Here is a 20,689-nt window from a genome sequence, read left to right on the forward strand (position 1 = left end):
CGTCGATCATGAGGCTTTAGTCCCCAACCGCATGGCCATGAGGCCTCCGTGGGGCGGTGGGCCTTGACGGGTGCCGGGCACTGGAACATCGTCAGAGAAATGACCGAATGGCCGGTGAGCGTCGACAGGCGCTACCACGATGCGGTGATCCTGGGCCTCGACTGTTTGGTGGCGCAGCCGGCGACGGGCCCCGTCGAGGCGCGCGACTCTTCCGCCGCCTTTCTGCGGCGGCTGCGCGAGGTCGGCGTAGCCACCGCCGTCTATTCCGCGAGCGGAGACTGCGCGCACCTGTTGCGGGAGGCGGGAATTGACTACCTCGTCGACGTCGCCGTCGGCTCGGCAGACGGCGCCGAGCGGCCCGATGTGGTGACGTCGGCGGCACGCCTGGGCGTGCGCCCGGTGCGGTGCGTCCTCATCGACTGCGGCGAGGCGGGGCTGGCCGCCGGGCGGGACGGCGGCTTCGGCCTCGTCATCGGCCTGGAGCGCAACGGCGGGGCCGACGGGATGCTGTCCTACGGCGCGGACAGAATCGTCGCCGACCTTCCGGAGATCTCGGTGCGGCGCGGGGGCGCCCCGCTGTCGACCATCGCCGACGCGATGGGTGTCTACGGCCAGCTCAAGGAGCTGGTGGCGAGTCGACGACCGGCGGTGTTCCTGGACTTCGACGGCACGCTGTCCGAGATCGTCGCCCAGCCGGAATCCGCCACGCTGGTGGACGGCGCGCTCGAAGCGCTGCGCGCGCTGGCCGCGGAATGCCCCGTCGCGGTGATTAGCGGCCGCGATCTGGCCGATCTTCGCGACCGCGTGCGGCTCGACGGGCTGTGGTACGCGGGCAGCCACGGCTTCGAACTCATCGCACCCGACGGGACCCACCACGACAACGCCGCCGCCATCGGCGCCACCGACGCCCTGACACGGGCGGCCGGTGGGCTGGCCGAGCTGCTCGCCGATGTACCCGGGGTTCGGGTGGAGCACAAGCGGTTTGCCGTCGCGGTCCACTATCGCAATGCGGATCCAGGACACGTCGACCGGGTCGTCGCGACGGCACGCAAAGTCGGGCGGTCCCAATGCCTGCGGGTCACGACGGGACGCAGGGTCATCGAGCTTCGACCGAGCATCGAGTGGGATAAGGGCAGGACGCTCAACTGGATCCTGGAGAAGATCGAGCAAACGGGTGGCGACTCCGTGTTGCCGATCTACGTCGGCGACGACCTCACCGACGAAGACGCGTTCGACGCTGTTCAATTCGACGGCGTGGGAATTGCGCTGCGGCACACCGAGGACGGCGATCGTCCCTCCGCCGCGCTGCTCAGCCTGGCTGATCCGTCCGCGGTGTGCGATTTCGTCCGGCGGCTGGCCGACGATCTGCACGAGGCGGCGTCCGCACCCAACGATCCGTGGGAACTGGTGTACGAGGGCTACGACCCGAAGTATGAGCGGCTGCGTGAAACGCTGTGCACCGTGGGCAATGGCTACGCCGCCACCCGTGGCTGCGCCCCCGAGACGACCGCGGGCGAGGCGCACTACCCCGGCACCTACGCGGCCGGCATCTACAACACGCTGACCGATCGGATCGCCGGGCGGACCGTGCAGAACGAAAGCCTGGTCAACCTGCCCAACTGGCTGTCGCTGACCTTCCGGATCAACGGCGGCGCCTGGTTCGACATCGACGACGTCGAATTGCTGTTCTACCGGCAGACTTTCGACCTGCGACACGCGACCTTGACCCGCACCCTGCGATTCGCCGACGCCGCGGGCCAGATCACGACGCTGACTCAGCAACGGTTCGCGTCGATGCGCCAGCCGCACGTGTTCGCGATGCAAACGACGATCGGCGCCCAGAACTGGTCGGGCACGGTCGAATTCCGTTCGCTGCTGGACGGCGGCGTGCGCAACACCATGGTCGAGCGCTACCAGTCGCTGTCCAGCACCCACCTCGCGGCGCCGGGGATCGATGAGTACGGGTCCGAATCGGTGATCCTGCGCACCGAGACGTCACAGTCGCGCATCGCCATCGCGGTGGCCGGCCGCAGCACCGTGTGGTGTGACGACGAACGGGCGGCCGCGCGTTATGAATTCGTGCGGGAGCCCGACCGTGGTGGCCACGACATCGAGGTGGCGCTGGCCGCGGGGCAATCGGTCACCTGCGAGAAGGTCGCCACGATCTTCACCGGGAGGGACAGCGCGATCTCGGAGCCGGCCAGCGCCGCCCAGCAGCACCTCGACGCCGCCGGCCGGTACGCCGAGCTGCACCGCCAGCATGCCCGGGCCTGGGACCTGTTGTGGGAGCAATGCGCCATCGGCCTGACCGACGGCCCGGACGCGCTGCGCATCCTGCGGTTGCACTTGGTGCACCTGCTGCAGACGCTCTCCCCGCACACCGCCGAACTCGACGCCGGCGTCCCCGCCCGGGGCCTGCACGGCGAGGCCTACCGCGGACACGTCTTCTGGGATTCGCTGTTCGTCTCACCGGTGCTGTCCGTACGGATGCCCAATGTGGCACGCTCGCTGCTGCTTTACCGTTATCGGCGGCTGCCCGAGGCCCGCCGCGCGGCACGCAGAGCCGGCTATCTGGGCGCCATGTATCCCTGGCAGTCGGGCAGCGACGGAACCGAGGTGAGCCAGGAACTGCACCTCAATCCGAAGTCCGGCCGGTGGAATCCCGACGCCAGCGCCCGCGCCCATCACGTCGGCCTGGCCATCGCCTACAACGCGTGGCAGCACTACCAGGTCACCGGCGACAGGCAGTTCCTGGTCGACTACGGCGCCGAGATGCTCGTCGAGATCGCGCGATTCTGGGTGGGGCTGGCGAGCTTTGACGAAGCCCGGGGCCGCTACACGATCACGGGCATCATCGGCCCGGACGAGTTCCATTCGGGCTACCCCGGCAAGGAATACGACGGGATTGACAACAACGCATACACCAATGTCATGGCGGTCTGGACCATCCTGCGGGCGATGGATGCGTTGGACCTGCTTCCGCTGCGCGACCGCCTCGACCTCGTCGGAAAGATCGACCTGAAGAGCGAGGAGCTGCGCCGGTGGGATCACGTGACGCGGCGCATGTTCGTGCCCTTCCACGACAACGTGATCAGCCAGTTCGAGGGCTATGCGCAACTGGCGGAGTTGGATTGGGACGATTACCGGCGGCGGTACGGGAACATTCAGCGCCTCGACCGGATCCTGGAGGCCGAGAACGACAGCGTGAACAATTACCGGGCGTCCAAGCAGGCCGACGTGCTGATGCTGTTCTACTTGCTGTCCTCGGACGAGTTGCTGGCCGTGTTCGGCCGGCTCGGCTACCGCTTCGCGCCCGAGCGCATCCCGGAGACCGTGGACTATTACCTGGCGCGCACTTCGGAGGGCTCGACGCTGAGCGCGCTCGTCCACTCCTGGGTGCTCACCCGCGCCAACCGGCATCACGCCATGAAGTACTTCGTGCAGGTCCTCGCCTCCGACATCGTCGACATCCAGGGCGGCACCACCGCTGAAGGCATCCACCTGGCCGCGATGGCCGGCAGCATCGACCTGCTGCAGCGGTGTTTCACCGGACTGGAAACCCGTGACGATCGGCTGATCCTGAGCCCGCAATGGCCAAAAGGGTTGGATCCCATTGAGTTCCCATTCGTGTATCGCGGCCAGCGCCTACACCTTCGGGTCAGCGGCCGGGCGGCCGAGCTGACCTCCGAGGCGGGAAACAGCGCGTCGATCGTGGTGGAGTGCCGCGGCCGGGTGCAGGACCTGCTGCCCGGGCACGCCGTCGAGGTCGCCTGAGCTTTGGTGACCAACGCCCGCCAACCGGGGTCCAACGGCCCTGCTTCCGCCGGCCGTGTCTCCATAGCGTTGACCGGTGAGGGGCCGCGGTGGCCCGGTGGGCGGTAAGCAGGAGGACGCGATGGACAATCCGCGGGCGTCGCAGCGGATCGTGGTGGGTATCGACGGCTCGGAAGCCGCGATCAACGCGGCCAAGTGGGCCGCCGCCGAAGCCGTCAGCCGCAACATCCCGCTGCGGCTCATCCATGCCATCCCCCAACGGGATGGCGACGATGACAGCCTGGACATCGAATACGCCCAGGAGTCGTTGCGCGCCGCCGATGCGGCGGTTCGCGCGACGGGCGAGCGGGTCGATGTCGAATCCGACATCGTGCGCGGCTCATCCGAGGCCGTATTGATCGACGAATCGCAAAACGCCGCAATGGTTTGCCTCGGGTCGGTGGGGATGGGCTGGGTGGCGCGCAAGGTGCTCGGCTCGACCGCCGACACCGTGGCGCACAAGGCGCACTGCCCGGTGGCGATCATTCGCAGCGGCCGCGCCGCCGCGCACCCGGATGGCGGATACGTCGCCGTCGCGGTCGAGGAATCGCCAGCCAACGACGCGGTGCTCGAGCACGGCTTCCGCGAGGCGCGCCTTCGTGGCGCGTCCATCCTGGCGATGGGGGTCTGGCGATGGGGACTCGGGGAGATCCCATACAGCCAGCTGAACCATCGACTCGGCCCATGGGCATCGCGGCATGGCGAGGTCCACGTTCAGCCCGTCTCGGCGCGGCGCGGGGCCGCCGAATTTCTCTCGCGCACACTGGAACCCGTGCAACTGGCGGTGGTCGGTACCGAGGACGCGGACAAGGTCGCCCGCATGGTCGGGCCGGTCACCACGCACTCGGGCGGCCGCCCGGGGTGTTCCGTGCTCGTCGTGCGCGACTGACGGCGGACTACCCGGCCGCCCACTGGATGGCGCGGTCGAGGTCATCGAGTGAGAACACCGCGAACTCGCCGGGCACCATCCACGCCACGGCGTGCAGGACGTGGGCGACCCAGTCCTTGTCGGAGACCACGGCGATCCGCTTGAACGCCGCATGGTGCGGCAGGACGGTGCCGAGGCCCAGCTTGAGATCCTCGAGAAATCCGCCCGGCCCGAATCCCTCGTAATCGGGCGCGATCACCTCGACGATCCGGACCTCGCCCGTCTCTAGCACCTGCTCGATCTCGGGCTTGAAGTCACGCAGCTCGTCCCCGCGCAGGCGCCCCGAGACGCGGATGCCGATCACCTTCTCCGGCATGTCAGTCAGCAATTCGATCAATTTACGAGCCTCCTTCTCAACGGACAACCACCACTGGAACGCGGGCCGACTGCGCCACCGCCGAACTCACCGAGCCGAGCAGCATCCCGGGGAATCCGCCGCGGCCGCGGCTGCCGACCACCACCAGCTGAGCGTGTTCAGATTCCTTCAGCAACCATTCGGAGGGCTTGTCGCAGAACAGTTTCCGTTCGACGTGCACCTCGGGATGGCGCTCCTGCCAGCCGGCGAGGCGTTCGGCGAGGATCTCTTGCGCCTCCTTCTCGCGGTCGTGCCAGTCCATGCCCAGGATGGGGAACACGCCCACATCGCTCCACACGTGCAGCGCCACCAACCCCACTCCCCGCCGCGACGCCTCGTCGAACGCCAGGGCGGTTGCCGCCTCGGACGCGGGGGATCCGTCGATGCCCAGCACCACGGGCGCGCCGGTGTCCGGGGTCACCTCGGAGTGGATCACCGCGACCGGGCAGTGCGCGTGGTGCACGATCCCCGTGGCCACCGAGCCCAGCAGCAGTCGGCCCACGGCGCCCAGCCCCTCGCTGCCGGTGACGAGCATCCACGCGTCCCTTGAGGCCTCGATCAACGCCGGGACGATGGCCGAATACACCGTCTCGGTGCGTATTTCGGGGGGGTTGGCGTCGCCGACGCTGGCGCTGAGCGTCTTTCGGGCCTGGTCCATGACGTGCTCGGCGCCCTCGCGCTGCCAGTCGGGCATGTCGGCATACAGCTGGCCCACCGGCCAGCCGACCACGACGGGCGGCACGGCGTGCATGAGGGTGATCGGCAGCTCGTGCATGATCGCCTCACGCGTTGCCCAGGCGACGGCGGCGTCGGATGCGGCCGAGCCGTCGACACACACCAGCACTCCGAACTTCTTTGCGCTTTCCGTCATTGTTCGCTCCTCTACGCTGACGCCTCGTCGGATCCGGGTAGCTCGATCTCGAGGTGGCGAATCGACCCGTAATCGATGGGCCTGCAACGCCACCCGAGGTCGAAGAAGACGCTGAGCATCAGGTGATTCTCGCCGAGCACGTCCGCGACGAAGCATTCGACGCCGTGGGCTCGGGCGATGGGGGCCAGGTGCTTGAGCAGGGCGGTGCCCACGCCCACCGAATGGTCTTCGTGGGCAACCACGATCGCGACCTCGGCGGCGGTCGGGTCGTCGACCACCACGCAGTGGGCCACGCCGATCAGCCGGTCGGCGTCGAAGGCTCCGAGCGCGTACAGCCCGTCCGCGGGCTCGGTGAGCCTGGCAACCAGGTCGTGCAGCGGCGACAGCTGCATGGTGAAGAAGCGGAAGTACCGGTCATGGTCGGACAGGTGCTGATGAAGCGCCAGCACCGCGTCGGCGTCGGCGACCGTGAGCGGGCGCAACGACACCAGGCGCCCGTCGAGCAGCCGAACCGTACCGGCGACGTCCACCGCGCGATCACCCACGCTGCTCGACGTTATTGCGGGGCGACGCGATCGGGCCAGGGCCGTTAGACCCCTCGGCCGCCCCCATTGGTCCCGCTGCGTGGGGCCGCTACTGGTCGATGAGCGGGGCGACCCAGTGCACCCGGGTGCCGCCCTCGGGCGGACCGGTGATCTCGCACGCGCCGCCCAGTTGTTCGGCGCGGCGCGTCATGTTGCCCAGGCCGCTGCGGCGCGTGTTGTCCGCCGGTATGCCGGAGCCGTTGTCGACGATGTCGAGGACGAACATGTCCGCGACGCTGATCTCGACCGTCAGCCGCGACGCGCCGGAATGCCGCAGGGCGTTGCTGACGGCCTCCGTGGTCACCGCCTCGGCGTGGTCGGCTAGCTCGCCGCCGACGGCGGTCATCGGCCCGTGCATGCGGACCGTGGTCACGACGTCGCGGCTCTCGGTCAGATCGGCGACCACGTGCTGAATCCGGTACCGGAAGTCGGCGTTCTTTCCCGGCGGGGACTTCAGCTGGAAGATCGTCGTGCGAATCTCCTCGATGATGGTCTGCAGGTCGTCGAGCGTGCGGTTGAGCCGGTCGGCGACCTCCGGGGACCGCGCCCGCGCCAGCGTCCCCTGCAAATCCATGCCGGCGGCGAAGAGGCGCTGGATGACGTGGTCGTGCAGGTCGTGCGCGATCCGTTCGCGCTCAGCCAGGATGGTCACCTGGCGCGCGTCGTCGCGGGCCGACGCGAGCACCAGCGCCATCGCGGCGTGCGTCGCGAAGTCGTTGACCAGATCGAGGTAGCTCTCGTCGAAGGGCGGCTGGTCGGCGCCGCGGGCGATGGCGATCACGCCGACGACCTCGTCGCGGGCGCGCAGCGGCATCAGAATGGCCGGGCGCTGCCCGACGTCGGTGAACGCCTGGATCGGATATTGCAGGGTCTCGGTGATCAGCGGTTCGCCCGAGCGGAAGACGGTGCCGCTGGTGGAAGCGTCCACGGGCACCCGCTGTCCCACCACCTCGGTCGCGTGCACGCCGACCGCCGCCGAGACCACCAGCGTGTCGACCTCGTCATCGGGCAGGTCGGGGTCGGCCGGTACCAGCACGATGGCCTGCTCGGCGCCGGTCAGGACGCGGGCGCGGTCGGCGATCAGCTGCAGCGGCCGCCGGTGCGGCTCGGCGTCGGAGAGCAGCGCGGTGGTGATTTCGCGGCTGGCCTCCATCCACTTCACGGCGGTCCGCTCGCGTTCGAACATCTGGGCGTTGTCGATGGCGACCGCGGCGGCGAATGCCAGCGCGCGGGCGGCGACCTCGTCGGACTCGGAGAACAACCGCGCCGGGTCGACGTGGGTGAGATAGAGGTTGCCGAACACGGTGTCGCGGATGGTGATGGGCACCGCGAGAAAGGCCCGCATGGGCGGGTGGTGCTCGGGGAAACCGACGGCGGCCGGATGGGCGGTCAGATCGTCCATCCGCAGGGCCGGCGTGTCCAGCATCGACAAACTCAGCAGGCCCTTGCCCACCGGCAGGTGCCCGATGCGCGACACCGTCTCGGCGTCCATTCCCTCGTGGACGAACGACAGCAGGTTGCCGTCCGGGTCGCGGATGGCCAGCGCGCCGTAGGGGGCGGAGGTCAATTGCCTGGCCGCCATGATGATCCGGTGCAGCGTCGCGTCCAGGTCGAGGCCCGCGCCGATCTCGACGATGACCCGCAGCAACTGCTCCATCTGGTCGCGGGCGGCCAGCATCTCGTCGAGCTGCTGGTGCATCCTGCCGACCAACCCGCGCTGGCCCAGTCCGGCGAATGCCGAGCCGCTATCGTCGCTCGTCATCCCGAACACCTCCACGACACTTTTGCTCAATGTCAGATGGCAGGATCAGCCTAGTCACAAAATGTCAAGCGCCAAAGCGAATGACTGCCGACGCAGGCGTAACGCATAGCTAGTCGCGCGGCGGGGCGGTCGGCGCCTGCGGGTGGCCGGCCTGCTGATCCAGCTTCGACGCGAACACCGCCGCTTGGGTACGACGCTCCATACCGAGCTTGGCCAGCAGCCGCGACACGTAATTCTTGACCGTTTTCTCGGCGAGGAACATCCGGGCGGCGATCTGCCGATTGGTCAGGCCCTCGCTGAGCAGCCCGAGGAGCGTTCGCTCCTGCTCGGTGAGGCCGGACAGCGGGTCTTCGCGCTCAGCCGCGCCGCGCAGCTTCGCCATCAGCGCGGCCGCCGCACGGTTGTCCAGCAGGGACTTCCCGGCGCCCACCTCCTTGATGGCGTGGGCCAGCTCCATTCCCTTGATGTCCTTGACAACGTAGCCGCTGGCGCCGGCCAGGATCGCCTCGAGCATCGCCTCGTCGGAGGTGAACGACGTGAGCATCAGGCAGCGCAGGTCGGGATGATCGGAGACCAGGTCACGGCACAGCTCGATCCCGTTGCCGTCCGGAAGCCGCACGTCGAGGACCGCGACGTCGGGTTGCAGGGCCGGGATCCGGGCCTTCGCCTCGGACACGGAGCCCGCCTCGCCGACGATCTGAAGTTCGGGGTCGGATGCGAGCAGGTCGGCGAGGCCGCGCCGGACGACTTCATGGTCGTCGACGAGGAAAACCTTGACCATCTACGAAACCCTCCTGCCGGTCGCGCCTCGGCCCAATATCCCACACGTGGCAGTCACATATGTTGCCGATTCACGACCAACAGCGAACAGTTGGCGTCCTGCATCACCGAGCTGCCGGTCGGTCCGACCAACTCGGCCACGCGCTGGCGGTTGCCGGCGCCGACGATCACCAGGCCCACCGGCCCGCGCAGGCCGGCCAGGTACTCCAGCAGCCCGGCGTGCACCGCCACCGATTCCACCCGCAACTCCGGATGGCGCCGCTTCCACCGGGCCAGCCGGCGATCGAGGTCGGCGAGAGCGCGGCGGTCGGCCTCGCTGACCCCCGCGCCGTGCTCGGTCGGGGGCGTTCGCCGCGCGATGACCGCATGCAACGGGGCGCCCCGGATCAGGGCTTCGTCGATGGCGGCGCCCAGCAGGGCGTCCGGGGCCCCGTCGATCTCCACGACAGCCTTTTCCCCGGGCCGCTGGGAGTGATCGTCGCGGCCGCGGACGATCGCCACCGGGCAGTGGGCCGAGATGGCCAGCGCCGCGGCGGTGGAGCCTACGCGTCCCGGCTGGAAGTGGCGCAGTCCGACGGCCCCCACGCATACCATGGCCGCCGACGCCGACGAGCGGATCAGCGACCCGATCGCGGGTCCCTGGACAATCCCGCTCTCGATGTGCACCGGTTTGCCGGCGGCGTGAATGGCCGTAACCGCCTGGCGGACCGCCGTCTCCGCGGTGTGCCGGCTGTCGCCGGGGTCGGCCGCGTAGAGGAGGCGCAGCGGGACGTCACGATTCACCGCCTCGTCGACCGCCCACAGTGCCGCGCGGATCGCCCCTTTGGAACCATCGATGCCGGCGATGATCGACTTGGTGCTGGCTGGCTCGGACATCGGTCTCAGTGGCGCACCACGAGCACCGAGCAGTCGGGGTAGCCCACGATCGGATGGCAATTCGGGGTGGCCAGCCCGAACATCTCGTCGGCGTCGGCGCTGCCCACAACCGCCAATTCGATTGCGCTAGAAGGTGTTCCGCTGGACTTCAGGCCCGTCCCCGCGGCGACGGTCTGGACGTGGACGTCGGGGTAACGGCGGACCCAGCTGTTCAAGCGCCGATCGATCTGCCGCACGGTGGCGTGGCGGCGCCGCCCTTCCTCCATGGCTTGGTGCACAACCTCGTCGTTGTCGGGCTCGTCGTTGAGCACGACGGCGATCACCCCGAGCTCCGTCGGCGACCCGTCGGGATTGGTGCGGATGACGGCGACCGGGCAGTGCGCGTGCGCCACCAGGCCGGCGGCGGTCGGGCCCAGCAACCCGTCGGAGGCCCATCCCCGCCTGGCCGTGCCGACGCAGACCAGGGCGGCGTCCTGCGATTGGCCGACCAGCACCTGCGCGGGATCCCCGGACAGGATCACCGCGTCGACCTCGACGGGCTTCTCGGCGCGCTGCAGGGCGCACTCGGCTTGCGACAGCGCCATTTCGGCGCGCTCCAGCTCCCATTCGGAACCGGGTGCCGTCCCGGCCGACGCCCCTCGGCCGGCGATGACGTAGACGAGGCGAAGGGGCAGCTGGCGGCTCACCGCCTCGTCGACAGCCCATTTGGCGGCGTTCACCGCGGCTTGCGAGCCGTTGATGCCCACGACCACCGACTTCGCGTCCAGCTCGTTCATGTCGGCTCCTGAGGGTTTCATTCGCTTTCAGGCTATTGCGCCGATGCGCATGCTGGAGGGGCCGTTAGGCCTCAGCTGCGAAGTCGTTCGGCCCCACCTCCGCCGGTTCGGCGACCAGCTCGAACAACCGCTCGATGTCGGCGCGTTCGAAGACCGCCGTACCGGGCGTCATCAGCATCGCCGCACCCGCCGCGATCCCGTACCGCACGGACTTGGCGAGCGACCAGCCGCGCGTGATGCCCACAGTGATCGCGGCGACCATCGCGTCACCGGCCCCGACGCCGCTGCCGCTTCGCATCGGGACCGCCGGAAAGCGTTGGCTCGCATGGCGTGTGGCGAGCAGCGCGCCGTAGGACCCCAGCGACACCACGACGACCTGTGCGTGGCCGCTGTCGATCAGCTGATGGGCGGCGGCCAATTGCTCGGACTCGGTGGCGAGTCGGCGGCCGACGCATTCCCTCAGCTCGCGCACGCTCGCCTTGAGCAGGTATACGCCCGAGGAGATGTGCTGCAAGCCGCCGCCGGAAGTGTCCAGAATCAGCTTCACGCCCAGCTCCCGGCAGATGTCGGCGACCCGCTGATAGTAGTCGGCCGGGACGCCCGGCGGCAGGCTGCCGCTTGCCACTACGACTTCGGCCGAGTGGGCGGCCGAGCGCAGTTCGTCGAGGCACTGCTCTTGCTCGAAGGCGTTCAGCTCCGGCCCCGGAAGAACGAACCGGTATTGCTGGCCGGTGCTGGTCTCGTTGACAGTGAAACTCTCGCGGGTCTGCGCGGCGATCGGGATCTGCAGAACCGGCACCTCCGCCTCATCGAGCAGGGTGGTGACGAGACCGCCATGCGACCCGCCCGCCGGGAACAGCGCCAGCACTGGGCTGCCGAGGACCTTCGCGATCCGCGCGACGTTGATCCCGCCGCCGCCCGGGTCGTAACGCGTAGCCGAGCAACGCAATTTGTCGGTAGGCCGCACGACGCCCACACTCGTGGTGATATCGAGCGCGGGATTCATGGTCAACGTGACAATTCTTCGGGTCGGCTCCCGATCCGCCGGCATCTCCATCTCCCTCGTGCCTAGAGCCCGCTCGGGTACGTTTCGGGCGTCTCGCCGGCGATCCACAGGCTGGTCACCTCGAGGGGTTCCAGCGCCCGCGTCCGGTCGATGTGGATCATCGCGTCAAACTGGTCGGCGGGCCGGACATGGAAGTAGTGGCTCTGCCGTTCGGTCTCGGGTCGGTAGATCACCCCGATGGCGCGCCCCAGGCGCACCGCGTCGAGTGGCTCCGCCGCCCCCGGGTTGATGTGCGGCGACACCAGGAACGCCTCCCTGCCCGTCTCGTGGAGGAGTTCTTCGACGCTCCCGTTGAGCGCCGGTCGGACGACCTTGCGTTCGGCGATGCCACCCCAGTCGCTGGCGGCGGTGACGGTGCCCGCGTACGTGCTGAAGCCGAGCAGGCGTGCTTCGTCGCCGTGCCGCTGCCGGACCAGTTGACCGAGCGTCAGTTGTCCATCGGCCCACACCTCGGTGGCGCGCGCGTCACCGACGTGGGAGTTGTGGGCCCACACCACAATCCGCGCGGACGGCACTTCATGGTGGCGGTCCAGGTGCTTCAGAAGAGCCTCGAGGGTCTGCGCCATGTGTTTGTCGCGCAAGTTCCACGAGGTGACCCGCCCGCTGAACATCGCCCGGTAGTACACCTCGGCGTTGTGCACCGTCTGGGCGTTCTGGTGGGCGTAGAAGAGTTCGTCCTCGGCGAGCAGTCCGTCCCTGCGCGCGTAGGCCAGCGCATTGCGCTGGATCTCGACGAGTTGATCGATCGCTTCCTTCTCGCATGACGGTCCGGCTCCGAAGGCCGCCGAGAAGCCGTACGCCTGACCGTCGTCCGCCGAGGCGTGGTCGAAGCAGGCGTACCGTTCCCGCGCCCGCGCCGCCGCGTCCGGGTCGATCTTGTCGAGGTAGCCGATCACCTCCCGTATCGACCGGTGCAGGCTGTAGAGGTCCAGGCCGTAGAAGCCGGTCTGCCGCTGGCCGTTGTTCTCGTGCAGCCGGTTTCGGGCGCGCAGCCATTCGACGAAGTCACGGACGACGGTGTTGCGCCACATCCAGGCGGGAAAGCGCTCGAAGCCGCTCAACGCCTCCTCGGCGCTGGCGTCGTTGCCGGTGCCGCGAACGTAGCGGTTCACCCGGTACGCGTCGGGCCAGTCCGCCTCCGCCGCGACGGCGCAGAAACCCTTCTCCTCGATCAGCCACTTGGTGATTTCGGCCCGAGCCTCGTAGAACTCGTGTGTGCCGTGCGAACTTTCACCGATCAGCACGATGCGCGCGTCGCCGACGAGCGCATCCAGCGCCGCCCGCGGCGGCACTCCCGCCGGTGCGTCGATAGCGATCCCGCTAATCACTTCGGCCGGTGTCCGCGCCGCGGTGCGCCGCGACGCTTCGGTCGTCGGCGTGGCGAGCAGCCGGCGGACCTCGTCGTCGGTGACCTGGCGGAAATCCCAAAACGATTCGCCGACCGCGAAGAACGGGGTGGGCATGCTCGCGCACACCACGTCGTCAACCTGCCCGGCGAATTCCCGGCACGTCGATTCGGGGGCCGCCGGCACGGCGATGACGATGCGCGCGGGCTCGGCTTCGCGTAACGCCTGCACCGCCGCGGACATGCTTGCGCCGGTGGCCAAGCCGTCGTCGACCAAGATGACCGTCTTGCCGGCCACCTCCACCGGCGGGCGCCCGTCGCGGTAGGCGGCCTCGCGCCGAATCAGTTCCCGACCCTCACGCTCGGCGACCGCGCGCAACTCCTGCGGGGTGATGCGTAGGCCCCGCACGACGTCGTCGTTGACTACGACGCGGCCCCCGCTCGCCAGTGCTCCCACCGCGAACTCCTCGTGGCCGGGCGCGCCGAGCTTTCGCACGATGAAGGCGTCCAGTGGCGCGTGCAGCGCCGCCGCCACCTCCCACGCGACGGGTATGCCACCCCGCGCGAGGCCCAGCACGATCACGTCGGACCGATCGCGGTAGACCCCCAAGAGGTTGGCCAGCACCCGGCCCGCCTCGCTGCGGTCGCGGAACACGCGGCGCGGCGAGTGTCGGGTCGCGTCAGCCGCTCTGGTCATCGCGCACCGCTTTCACTGCGACGGCGGCCGGCGGACGAAAAGGGCGGTCATGGGAAATCCCTCCTCGTATCTTCAGACCAATGACGAGATTCATCCGACCAGTCCGCCGGGGTGGGCGGTAGGGACCGAAGTCCCGGGCTTACGGGTCGTTCGTCGGGTCAGCGTTTCCGGCGCAGCTCGGCCATGTACGCCATGACCCGGTTGAGGATCAGGCCGTAGACGTCGCCGTCTTGGGTGAGCCGCACCAGCCCGCGGTGGCGGAGAAAGCCGTCGAGGCGCTGGTCCAGGCGCCAGTCGAGGTAGGTGTCGCCGGCGTAGGGCGAGTGCAGGAATTCGTACGCGAGCTCATCGACGTCGGCGTCGGTCAGCGACGGGCATCCGTCCGTGGTGGAAGGCATTTGTCCGCTTATTCGCCTCGGGCCTGATTCCGGATGGCGGCCTGCACCGCGGTAAAGCGTGACCGCGCCCGCTCGTCGGCGGCCTGCTGCTCGGCGGCCGTGACGACAATGGCGTCGGGGCCGGGGAACACGGTCGTCTCATCGCCGGTGGCCAGCCACCGAACCCGGTAGGGCGGTGCGCCATCCGGCGAGTGCACCGAGGTGATCAGCCCGCGCAGGTCGGGCCGCCCGATGGTGGCGCTCTTGATGACGAGCCAGTCGCCCGCGTCGGCGATCATCCTGGTCTCCCTTCGAAAATCCTGATTCGCAACCGAATTCGCATTAGCCGCGCATTTCCAAGACGTCGCTTATCGGGCGGCGCGGCGTCGGGTCCGGCTGGCCCTTGCCGGCGGGCGCGGTGCCCACCCGGATCAGCAGTTGGGGAACCGCCTCGGCGTCGGATACGAGCTCCCGGATCATCTCGCGACTGGCCGGCAGCTCCGTCACGTGTGTCACGGTGCAGGTCGCCAGGCCGGCCATGGTGCACTCCAGCAGAATCGCCGAAAGCGCCTGGCCGCAACGGAATGCATCGGCGCGGGCGTCCCCCGGCGTGGACAGGGCGAGGACCTTCGCGTGATCGGGCGGAACGGCGGAGCTCGTCCGGGCGCGCGGATCGCCGGGAAACCGGCGGTTGACCTCGATGGTGCGGGGCTGCCCCTCGTTCACCAGCGCGGCTTCGGGGATGCCGTCGTCGTGCCTGCCCGGTGCTGTCCACCAACGCAATTCGTGGTGGTAAACGTCGTCGTAGCGGCGCAACGCCTCGTTCAGGCGACCGGCTTCCACCAGGCGCGGCCGCGCGTCGTCGGCCAGCACGTCGAGGCTGACCCGGTCACCGTCGACGGCCGTGCGCAGCACCGGCTCGAACGACGCCCAGTCCGGCGGTGCGCCGAACGGTCGCCGGTCGGTCCTGCGGCGCAGGATCGCCGCCGCGCGGTCTCGCCGGCCCGCCGCGACGTAGTCGGCGGAAACGAAGTCGACCGACGCCAGGTGGTCGAGGTTGTTGGGGTTGGGGAACTCATCGGTGTGGGTGCTCCACCCCTCGGCGGCCATCGCCACCCGGAAGTGGTCGAGCACCGCGCCGCAGCTGATGATCGACTCGCGGCCCGAGTTGTCGGCCGAGGGGACCACCCGGCGCGGATCGCTGAAAAGGTCGACGGTCGGTCCGGCGGCGACCCATCGCCACGGCTGGCTGTTGTGCAGCGAGGGTGCCCGGCAAGCGAGCTCCACCGCCCGGGTGAGCACTTTCGAGTCGACCATCGTCGGCGTCATCGCTCGTCGCCTCTCCTCTCTTACCTGGACCCTCGGGCATCCGGGCGGCCCGCACCAGGGTCCTTGGTCCCCAGCGTCGGGTCATTGGGCCCGCGGGTCGACTGATGACCTTTGTCTCTATTGCGCCGTTGTGGCGAAGCAAACGATGAAGGCGACCACGCAAACCGAGGACCAGTTATGGATGTCATCCGCAAAACGGCCGCCGATTGTTCCGTTCCGCCGAACCTCACCGACTACGAGCGCGAGCGCGCCCGGTTCGACTGGTCCGATGTGCCGAATCTGTGCGAAGGCATGGGCCCGGGCCTGTGCAACATCGCCTACGCGGCCGTCGACCGCCACACGGCGGGGCCGGCCGCGACGCGCACGGCCCTGCGGTTCGTCACCGACCGGCCGTGGGACGGCGTGATCGCCACCCACGACCTCAGTTATGCCGAGCTCGGCCGGCTGTCCCGGCGGTTCTCCAGCGCGCTGCATTCGCTGGGCATCAACAAGGGCAATCGCGTGTTCACCCTGATGGGCCGCACCCCCGAGCTCTACATCGCGATGCTGGGCGCGCTGCGCAACGGCAGCGTGGTCTCGCCGTTGTTCTCGGCCTTCGGACCCGAGCCGATCGCCACCAGGATCAACATCGGGCAGGCCGACGTCCTGGTGACCACCCGCGCGATCTATCAGCGCAAGGTCGCCAAGATCCGCGATCGGCTGCCGTCGCTGCGGCACGTTTTCGTCGTCGACGACGGTCAGGGCGGCGGCGCGCCGCCGGGAACGCTCGACTTCTGGCACTGGGTCGACGCGGCCGACGAGAACTCGCCGATCGAGCCCACCACCGCCGACGACCCGTCGCTGCTGCACTTCACCAGCGGGACCACGGGCACGCCCAAGGGCGCCATCCACGTGCACGGCGCCGTCGCGATGCACTACGTCACCGGCTTGTACGCGCTCGATCTGCACCCCGACGACACCTATTGGTGCACAGCGGATCCCGGTTGGGTGACAGGAACGTCCTACGGCATCATCAGCCCCCTGCTGCACGGGGTCACCTCCATCGTCGACGAGGCGGACTTCGACGCCGAACGGTGGTATCGCATCCTGCAGGACCAGGCCGTGTCCGTGTGGTACACCGCGCCGACCGCCATTCGGATGCTCATCAAGGCGGGACCGGAACTGCCCGCGAAATACCGCTTTCCGCGGCTTCGCTTCGTCGCCAGCGTGGGCGAACCCCTCAACCCGGAAGCGGTCTGGTGGGGAAAGCGGGTGCTGGGCTTGCCGATTCACGACAACTGGTGGCAGACCGAGACGGGCGGGATCATGATCGCCAACACGCCGGCGTTCGACATCAAGCCCGGCTCGATGGGCCGCCCGCTGCCAGGGGTGGAGGCCTTCGTCGTGCGCCGCGGCGACGACGGGTCCGTCGAGGTGATCGACGAGCCCGACGTCGAGGGCGAGCTCGCGCTCAAACCCGGCTGGCCGTCGATGTTCCGCGGTTACCTGAACGCCGAAGAGCGATACCGCAACTCGTTCGCGAACGGCCTGTACCTGAGCGGAGATCTGGCCAAGAAGGACGCCGACGGCTACTTCTGGTTCGTCGGGCGCGCCGACGACGTGATCAAGTCCGCGGGACACCTGATCGGGCCGTTCGAAGTGGAGAGCGCGCTGACCGATCACCCCGCGGTGGCCGAGGCCGCCGTCATCGGCATCCCGGATCCGACCGTCGGTGAGATGGTCAAGGCCTTCGTCACGCTGAAGAACGGTGTGGTGGCCGACGAAGACCTCCGACTCGAATTGCTGGGCCACGCTCGCAAGCGGCTCGGGGCGACGGTGGCGCCCAAGGAGATCGAGTTCGCGGATTCGTTGCCGCACACCAGCAGCGGCAAGATCATGCGGCGCCTGCTGAAGGCGCGGGAACTCGGCCTGCCCGAGGGCGACACCTCCACCATCGAACAACATCCGGTCCGCCAGGCCGAAGGAGTGCCGTCATGACTGATACGAAACTGGCCCATGAGCTGTTGTCGGACATGGTCCGGGTGCGGCGCATGGAGGAAAAGTGCGCGGAACTGTACAGCGCGGCCAAGATTCGCGGGTTCCTGCATCTCTACGTCGGGGAGGAAGCGGTGGCCGCCGGGTCGCTGCGTGCGCTGGCCGACGATGACGCGGTGGTGGCGACCTATCGCGAGCACGCGCACGCGCTGCTGCGCGGCATTCCGATGACCTCGATCATGGCCGAGATGTTCGGCAAGCAGGAGGGCTGCTCGCGCGGCCGCGGCGGATCGATGCACCTGTTCGACGCGTCCAAGCGGTTCTACGGCGGAAACGCGATCGTCGCGGGCGGCCTGCCGCTGGCGGCGGGCATCGCCCTGGCCGACGCCATGCTGCAGCAGAAGCGGGTGACCGCCTGCTACTTCGGCGACGGCGCGGTGGCCGAGGGCGCGTTCCACGAGTCACTGAACATGGCGGCGTTGTGGAACCTGCCGGTGCTGTTCTGTTGCGAGAACAACCTTTACGCGATGGGAACCGCGTTGGATCGCGCGCAGTCGCAGACCGATCTCACGGTCAAGGCGGCCGCCTATCGGGTGCCCACGCTGGCCGTCGACGGGATGGACGTCGAGGCGTGCCACACCGCCGCGCAGGAGGGCGTCGATCACGTCCGGGACACTGGAGGCCCGTTCTTCATCGAATTCCGCACCTACCGGTTCCGCGCACACTCGATGTTCGACCCCGAACTGTACCGGGACAAGGGCGAAGTCGAACGGTGGCGCGAGCGCGACCCGATCCAGGCGTTCACCGAGAAGTGCGTGGGCGACGGCACGCTTTCCGACGCCGACGTGCAAGACATCGAGGATGCGGCCGCCGCCGAGATCGAGGCCGCCGTCGCGTTCGCCGAGGCCGGAACGTGGGAGGACGTGACGGATCTCGAACGCGACGTGCTGACGCCGGGGACGGCGCGATGAAGACCAGCTACCGCACCGCGGTGCACGACGCCATGCGCGACGCGCTGCGTGACGACGAGCGCGTGGTGGTAATGGGGGAAGACGTCGGACGCTACGGCGGAACGTATGCGGCCTCCAAGGGCCTGCTGGACGAATTCGGTCCCGACCGCGTGCGGGACACCCCGCTGTCGGAGTTGGGGTTCGTCGGCATCGGGATCGGCGCGGCGCTCAACGGGTTACGCCCGATCGTCGAAGTCATGACGGTGAACTTCAGCCTGCTGGCGCTCGACCAGATCGTCAACACCGCTGCGGCCCTGCGCCATATGTCCGGTGGGCAGTTCTCCGTGCCGATCGTGGTGCGCATGGCGACGGGAGCCGGGCGCCAGCTCGGCGCGCAGCATTCGCACAGCCTCGAACCGTGGTATGCCCACATCCCGGGCATCAAGGTGTTGGCGCCGGCCACCGTCGAGGACGCGTACGGCATGCTGGCACCCGCCCTGGCCGACCCCGACCCGGTGGTGATCTTCGAGCACGTCCAGCTCTATAACACCTCGACCGACGTCGACGCTCTGACCCCGACCGACATCTCGCGGGCGGCGGTCCGCCGCGCGGGCGGCGACGTCACCCTGATCACCTACGGCGGCAGCCTGCCGAAGACGCTGGACGCCGCCAATGAGCTGTCGCTGGCCGGAATCGACTGCGAGGTAATCGATCTGCGCGTGCTCCGACCGCTCGATGAGGACACCATCTTGGACTCCGTCCGCAAGACCCATCGGGCGGTCGTGGTCGACGAGGCCTGGCATACCGGCAGCCTGGCCGCGGAGATCACCGCGCGCGTGATGGAGGGCGCCTTCTACGATCTGGACGCGCCGGTGGCGCGGGTGTGCAGCGCCGAAGTGCCCATGCCCTACGCCAAGCACCTGGAAGAGGCCGCGCTCCCCCAAACCCCGAAGATCGTTGCCGCCGTGCAGAGTCTGTTCGGAGACGGGTCGTGATCGAATTCAAGATGCCCTCGCTCGGCTCCGACATGGACGAAGGCACCCTCAACGAGTGGCTGGTCAAGCCCGGCGACAAGGTGACCCGCGGCCAGGTCGTCGCGATCGTCGAGACCACCAAGGCCGCGGTCGAAGTCGAATGCTGGCAGGAGGGCATCGTCGACGAGCTCGTGGTGCCGGTGGGCGAAACCGTCCAGGTGGGAACCACATTGGCGACCCTGACGGCGCCCGGCGAGCAGGCCGAGAAGCGACCCACGCCCCGGCCGGCGCCGAAGGCGGCCGCCAAGCCTTCGACCGCCCCGCCGTCGGCGCCGTCCGCGCCCCGGACCCCCCCGACCGCCCCCGGGCGGCGCCGCTGGGTGTCCCCGGCCGCGCGGCGGCTGGCCCAGTCGCTGGCCGTCGACATCGACGCGGTGACCGGCACCGGCCCGCAGGGTGCGGTCACCATCAACGATGTGGAGCACGCGGCAGCGGCCAAGCCGGCCGCGCCCAAGCCCGTCGCGCAGCCGGGGACCAAGCCCACGGCGGCCGACCGCGCCACGCAGATGCGCAAGTCGATCGCCGCGGCGATGAGCCGGTCGAAGCGCGAGATCCCGCACTACTACCTCGCCGAGGAAATCCGGCTGGAAAAGTCGTTGTCCTGGTTGACAACCCGTAACGCGCAGCGATCCATCGACGAGCGGGTGCTGCCGGCCGTGCTGCTGCTGAAGGCCGTCGGAGTCGCCGCGCAGCGGTTCGGTGAGTTCAACGGCTTCTGGCGCGAGGACGGATTCGAACCCGCCAACGGTGTGCACGTCGGTGTCGGGATATCCCTGCGGGGCGGCGGGCTGGTCGCGCCGGCGATCCACGACGTGCCGGAGAAGAAGCTGGACGAATTGATGGACGACCTCACCGATTTGGTGGCGCGGGCGCGGTCCTTCTCGCTGCGGAGTTCGGAGATGTCGGACCCGACCATCACCGTCACCAACCTCGGTGACCAGGGCGTCGATGCGGTCTTCGGCGTCATCTACCCGCCGCAGGTCGCGATCGTCGGCTTCGGCCAGCCGGCCGAGCGCGTCTGCGTCATCGACGGCGGGATCCGCGTCGTCACCACCGTGCAGGCCACCCTGGCCGCCGACCACCGGGCCAGCGACGGGCACCGGGGTGCGCTCTTCCTCGCCGCAATCAACGAGCTGCTCCAGCAGCCCGACCTCCTAGAAAAGTGATGCGCA

At 69.0% G+C, this 20,689-nt stretch carries 18 protein-coding genes; 6 read left to right on the top strand and 12 right to left on the bottom strand.

Annotated features, from left to right (window positions below; all coding sequences use genetic code 11):
• Positions 1 to 99: 99 nt before the first annotated feature.
• Together otsB and A5680_RS06560 are read left to right on the top strand one after the other, a co-directional pair.
• Positions 100 to 3,774, top strand: coding sequence for a trehalose-phosphatase (gene otsB, locus A5680_RS06555; RefSeq protein WP_067817439.1), 3,675 nt, complete (start codon positions 100 to 102; stop codon positions 3,772 to 3,774).
• A gap of 76 nt (positions 3,775 to 3,850) precedes the next feature.
• Positions 3,851 to 4,702, top strand: coding sequence for a universal stress protein (locus A5680_RS06560; RefSeq protein WP_231633767.1), 852 nt, complete (start codon positions 3,851 to 3,853; stop codon positions 4,700 to 4,702).
• 7 nt (positions 4,703 to 4,709) lie between these two features.
• On the opposite strand, the gene A5680_RS06565 is transcribed toward A5680_RS06560, so the two are convergent.
• The 12 genes from A5680_RS06565 to A5680_RS06620 form a co-directional block, all read right to left on the bottom strand.
• On the bottom strand, positions 4,710 to 5,078 hold the full coding sequence (locus A5680_RS06565; RefSeq protein WP_067817441.1) for an STAS/SEC14 domain-containing protein: 369 nt from the start codon (positions 5,076 to 5,078) through the stop codon (positions 4,710 to 4,712).
• A 16-nt stretch (positions 5,079 to 5,094) separates the two neighbouring features.
• On the bottom strand, positions 5,095 to 5,967 hold the full coding sequence (locus tag A5680_RS06570; protein WP_055402092.1) for a universal stress protein: 873 nt from the start codon (positions 5,965 to 5,967) through the stop codon (positions 5,095 to 5,097).
• A gap of 11 nt (positions 5,968 to 5,978) precedes the next feature.
• Positions 5,979 to 6,512, bottom strand: coding sequence for a GNAT family N-acetyltransferase (locus A5680_RS06575; protein ID WP_197499733.1), 534 nt, complete (start codon positions 6,510 to 6,512; stop codon positions 5,979 to 5,981).
• Positions 6,513 to 6,600: 88 nt separating this feature from the next.
• Positions 6,601 to 8,250, bottom strand: a complete 1,650-nt coding sequence (locus tag A5680_RS06580) for a GAF domain-containing sensor histidine kinase (protein ID WP_197499734.1) — start codon at positions 8,248 to 8,250, stop codon at positions 6,601 to 6,603.
• A gap of 172 nt (positions 8,251 to 8,422) precedes the next feature.
• On the bottom strand, positions 8,423 to 9,094 hold the full coding sequence (locus tag A5680_RS06585; protein WP_055402088.1) for a response regulator transcription factor: 672 nt from the start codon (positions 9,092 to 9,094) through the stop codon (positions 8,423 to 8,425).
• 53 nt (positions 9,095 to 9,147) lie between these two features.
• The gene (locus A5680_RS06590) at positions 9,148 to 9,969 is read right to left on the bottom strand and encodes a universal stress protein (RefSeq protein WP_067817444.1); all 822 of its coding nucleotides are present in this window, start codon (positions 9,967 to 9,969) and stop codon (positions 9,148 to 9,150) included.
• A gap of 5 nt (positions 9,970 to 9,974) precedes the next feature.
• A complete protein-coding gene (locus A5680_RS06595; RefSeq protein WP_055402085.1) occupies positions 9,975 to 10,745 on the bottom strand; it encodes a universal stress protein in 771 nt (256 codons plus the stop codon).
• Positions 10,746 to 10,809: 64 nt separating this feature from the next.
• On the bottom strand, positions 10,810 to 11,802 hold the full coding sequence (locus A5680_RS06600; protein WP_055402083.1) for a 1-phosphofructokinase family hexose kinase: 993 nt from the start codon (positions 11,800 to 11,802) through the stop codon (positions 10,810 to 10,812).
• Between the two features lie 11 nt (positions 11,803 to 11,813).
• A complete protein-coding gene (locus A5680_RS06605) occupies positions 11,814 to 13,853 on the bottom strand; it encodes an erythromycin esterase family protein (RefSeq protein ID WP_156675019.1) in 2,040 nt (679 codons plus the stop codon).
• 158 nt (positions 13,854 to 14,011) lie between these two features.
• Positions 14,012 to 14,251 carry a hypothetical protein gene (locus tag A5680_RS06610; protein WP_055402079.1) on the bottom strand — a complete coding sequence of 80 codons (240 nt, stop codon included), beginning with the start codon at positions 14,249 to 14,251 and terminating at the stop codon, positions 14,012 to 14,014.
• A gap of 8 nt (positions 14,252 to 14,259) precedes the next feature.
• Positions 14,260 to 14,529: a DUF1918 domain-containing protein gene (locus A5680_RS06615; RefSeq protein ID WP_055402077.1), complete on the bottom strand. Its 270-nt coding sequence runs from the start codon at positions 14,527 to 14,529 to the stop codon at positions 14,260 to 14,262.
• A gap of 43 nt (positions 14,530 to 14,572) precedes the next feature.
• Positions 14,573 to 15,559, bottom strand: coding sequence for a hypothetical protein (locus tag A5680_RS06620; RefSeq protein ID WP_055402075.1), 987 nt, complete (start codon positions 15,557 to 15,559; stop codon positions 14,573 to 14,575).
• Between the two features lie 177 nt (positions 15,560 to 15,736).
• On the opposite strand from A5680_RS06620, the gene acsA reads away from it, so the two are divergent.
• The 4 genes from acsA to A5680_RS06640 are packed head-to-tail and all read left to right on the top strand — an operon-like array spanning position 15,737 to position 20,683.
• On the top strand, positions 15,737 to 17,536 hold the full coding sequence (gene acsA / locus A5680_RS06625) for an acetate--CoA ligase (RefSeq protein ID WP_067817446.1): 1,800 nt from the start codon (positions 15,737 to 15,739) through the stop codon (positions 17,534 to 17,536).
• On the top strand, positions 17,533 to 18,504 hold the full coding sequence (pdhA, locus tag A5680_RS06630) for a pyruvate dehydrogenase (acetyl-transferring) E1 component subunit alpha (RefSeq protein ID WP_067817451.1): 972 nt from the start codon (positions 17,533 to 17,535) through the stop codon (positions 18,502 to 18,504). Before acsA ends, pdhA begins: the two co-directional genes overlap by 4 nt.
• Positions 18,501 to 19,478, top strand: a complete 978-nt coding sequence (locus tag A5680_RS06635) for an alpha-ketoacid dehydrogenase subunit beta (protein ID WP_067817454.1) — start codon at positions 18,501 to 18,503, stop codon at positions 19,476 to 19,478. Before pdhA ends, A5680_RS06635 begins: the two co-directional genes overlap by 4 nt.
• Complete coding sequence (locus A5680_RS06640) at positions 19,475 to 20,683, top strand: dihydrolipoamide acetyltransferase family protein (RefSeq protein WP_067817457.1); 1,209 nt, start codon at positions 19,475 to 19,477, stop codon at positions 20,681 to 20,683. Before A5680_RS06635 ends, A5680_RS06640 begins: the two co-directional genes overlap by 4 nt.
• Positions 20,684 to 20,689 lie beyond the last annotated feature (6 nt).

Source organism: Mycobacterium sp. E2989, assembly GCF_001667595.1.
Lineage (GTDB): Bacteria > Actinomycetota > Actinomycetes > Mycobacteriales > Mycobacteriaceae > Mycobacterium.

Excerpts from the sequence above, each read along its gene's own strand:
- otsB (WP_067817439.1), top strand. The coding sequence starts at position 100 with ATGACCGAATGGCCGGTGAGCGTCGACAGGCGCTACCACGATGCGGTG.
- A5680_RS06570 (WP_055402092.1), bottom strand. The coding sequence starts at position 5,967 with ATGACGGAAAGCGCAAAGAAGTTCGGAGTGCTGGTGTGTGTCGACGGC.
- A5680_RS06580 (WP_197499734.1), bottom strand. The coding sequence starts at position 8,250 with ATGCACCAGCAGCTCGACGAGATGCTGGCCGCCCGCGACCAGATGGAG.
- A5680_RS06585 (WP_055402088.1), bottom strand. The coding sequence starts at position 9,094 with ATGGTCAAGGTTTTCCTCGTCGACGACCATGAAGTCGTCCGGCGCGGC.
- A5680_RS06590 (WP_067817444.1), bottom strand. The coding sequence starts at position 9,969 with ATGTCCGAGCCAGCCAGCACCAAGTCGATCATCGCCGGCATCGATGGT.
- A5680_RS06595 (WP_055402085.1), bottom strand. The coding sequence starts at position 10,745 with ATGAACGAGCTGGACGCGAAGTCGGTGGTCGTGGGCATCAACGGCTCG.
- A5680_RS06600 (WP_055402083.1), bottom strand. The coding sequence starts at position 11,802 with ATGGAGATGCCGGCGGATCGGGAGCCGACCCGAAGAATTGTCACGTTG.
- A5680_RS06605 (WP_156675019.1), bottom strand. The coding sequence starts at position 13,853 with ATGACCAGAGCGGCTGACGCGACCCGACACTCGCCGCGCCGCGTGTTC.
- A5680_RS06610 (WP_055402079.1), bottom strand. The coding sequence starts at position 14,251 with ATGCCTTCCACCACGGACGGATGCCCGTCGCTGACCGACGCCGACGTC.
- A5680_RS06615 (WP_055402077.1), bottom strand. The coding sequence starts at position 14,529 with ATGATCGCCGACGCGGGCGACTGGCTCGTCATCAAGAGCGCCACCATC.
- A5680_RS06620 (WP_055402075.1), bottom strand. The coding sequence starts at position 15,559 with ATGACGCCGACGATGGTCGACTCGAAAGTGCTCACCCGGGCGGTGGAG.
- acsA (WP_067817446.1), top strand. The coding sequence starts at position 15,737 with ATGGATGTCATCCGCAAAACGGCCGCCGATTGTTCCGTTCCGCCGAAC.
- pdhA (WP_067817451.1), top strand. The coding sequence starts at position 17,533 with ATGACTGATACGAAACTGGCCCATGAGCTGTTGTCGGACATGGTCCGG.
- A5680_RS06635 (WP_067817454.1), top strand. The coding sequence starts at position 18,501 with ATGAAGACCAGCTACCGCACCGCGGTGCACGACGCCATGCGCGACGCG.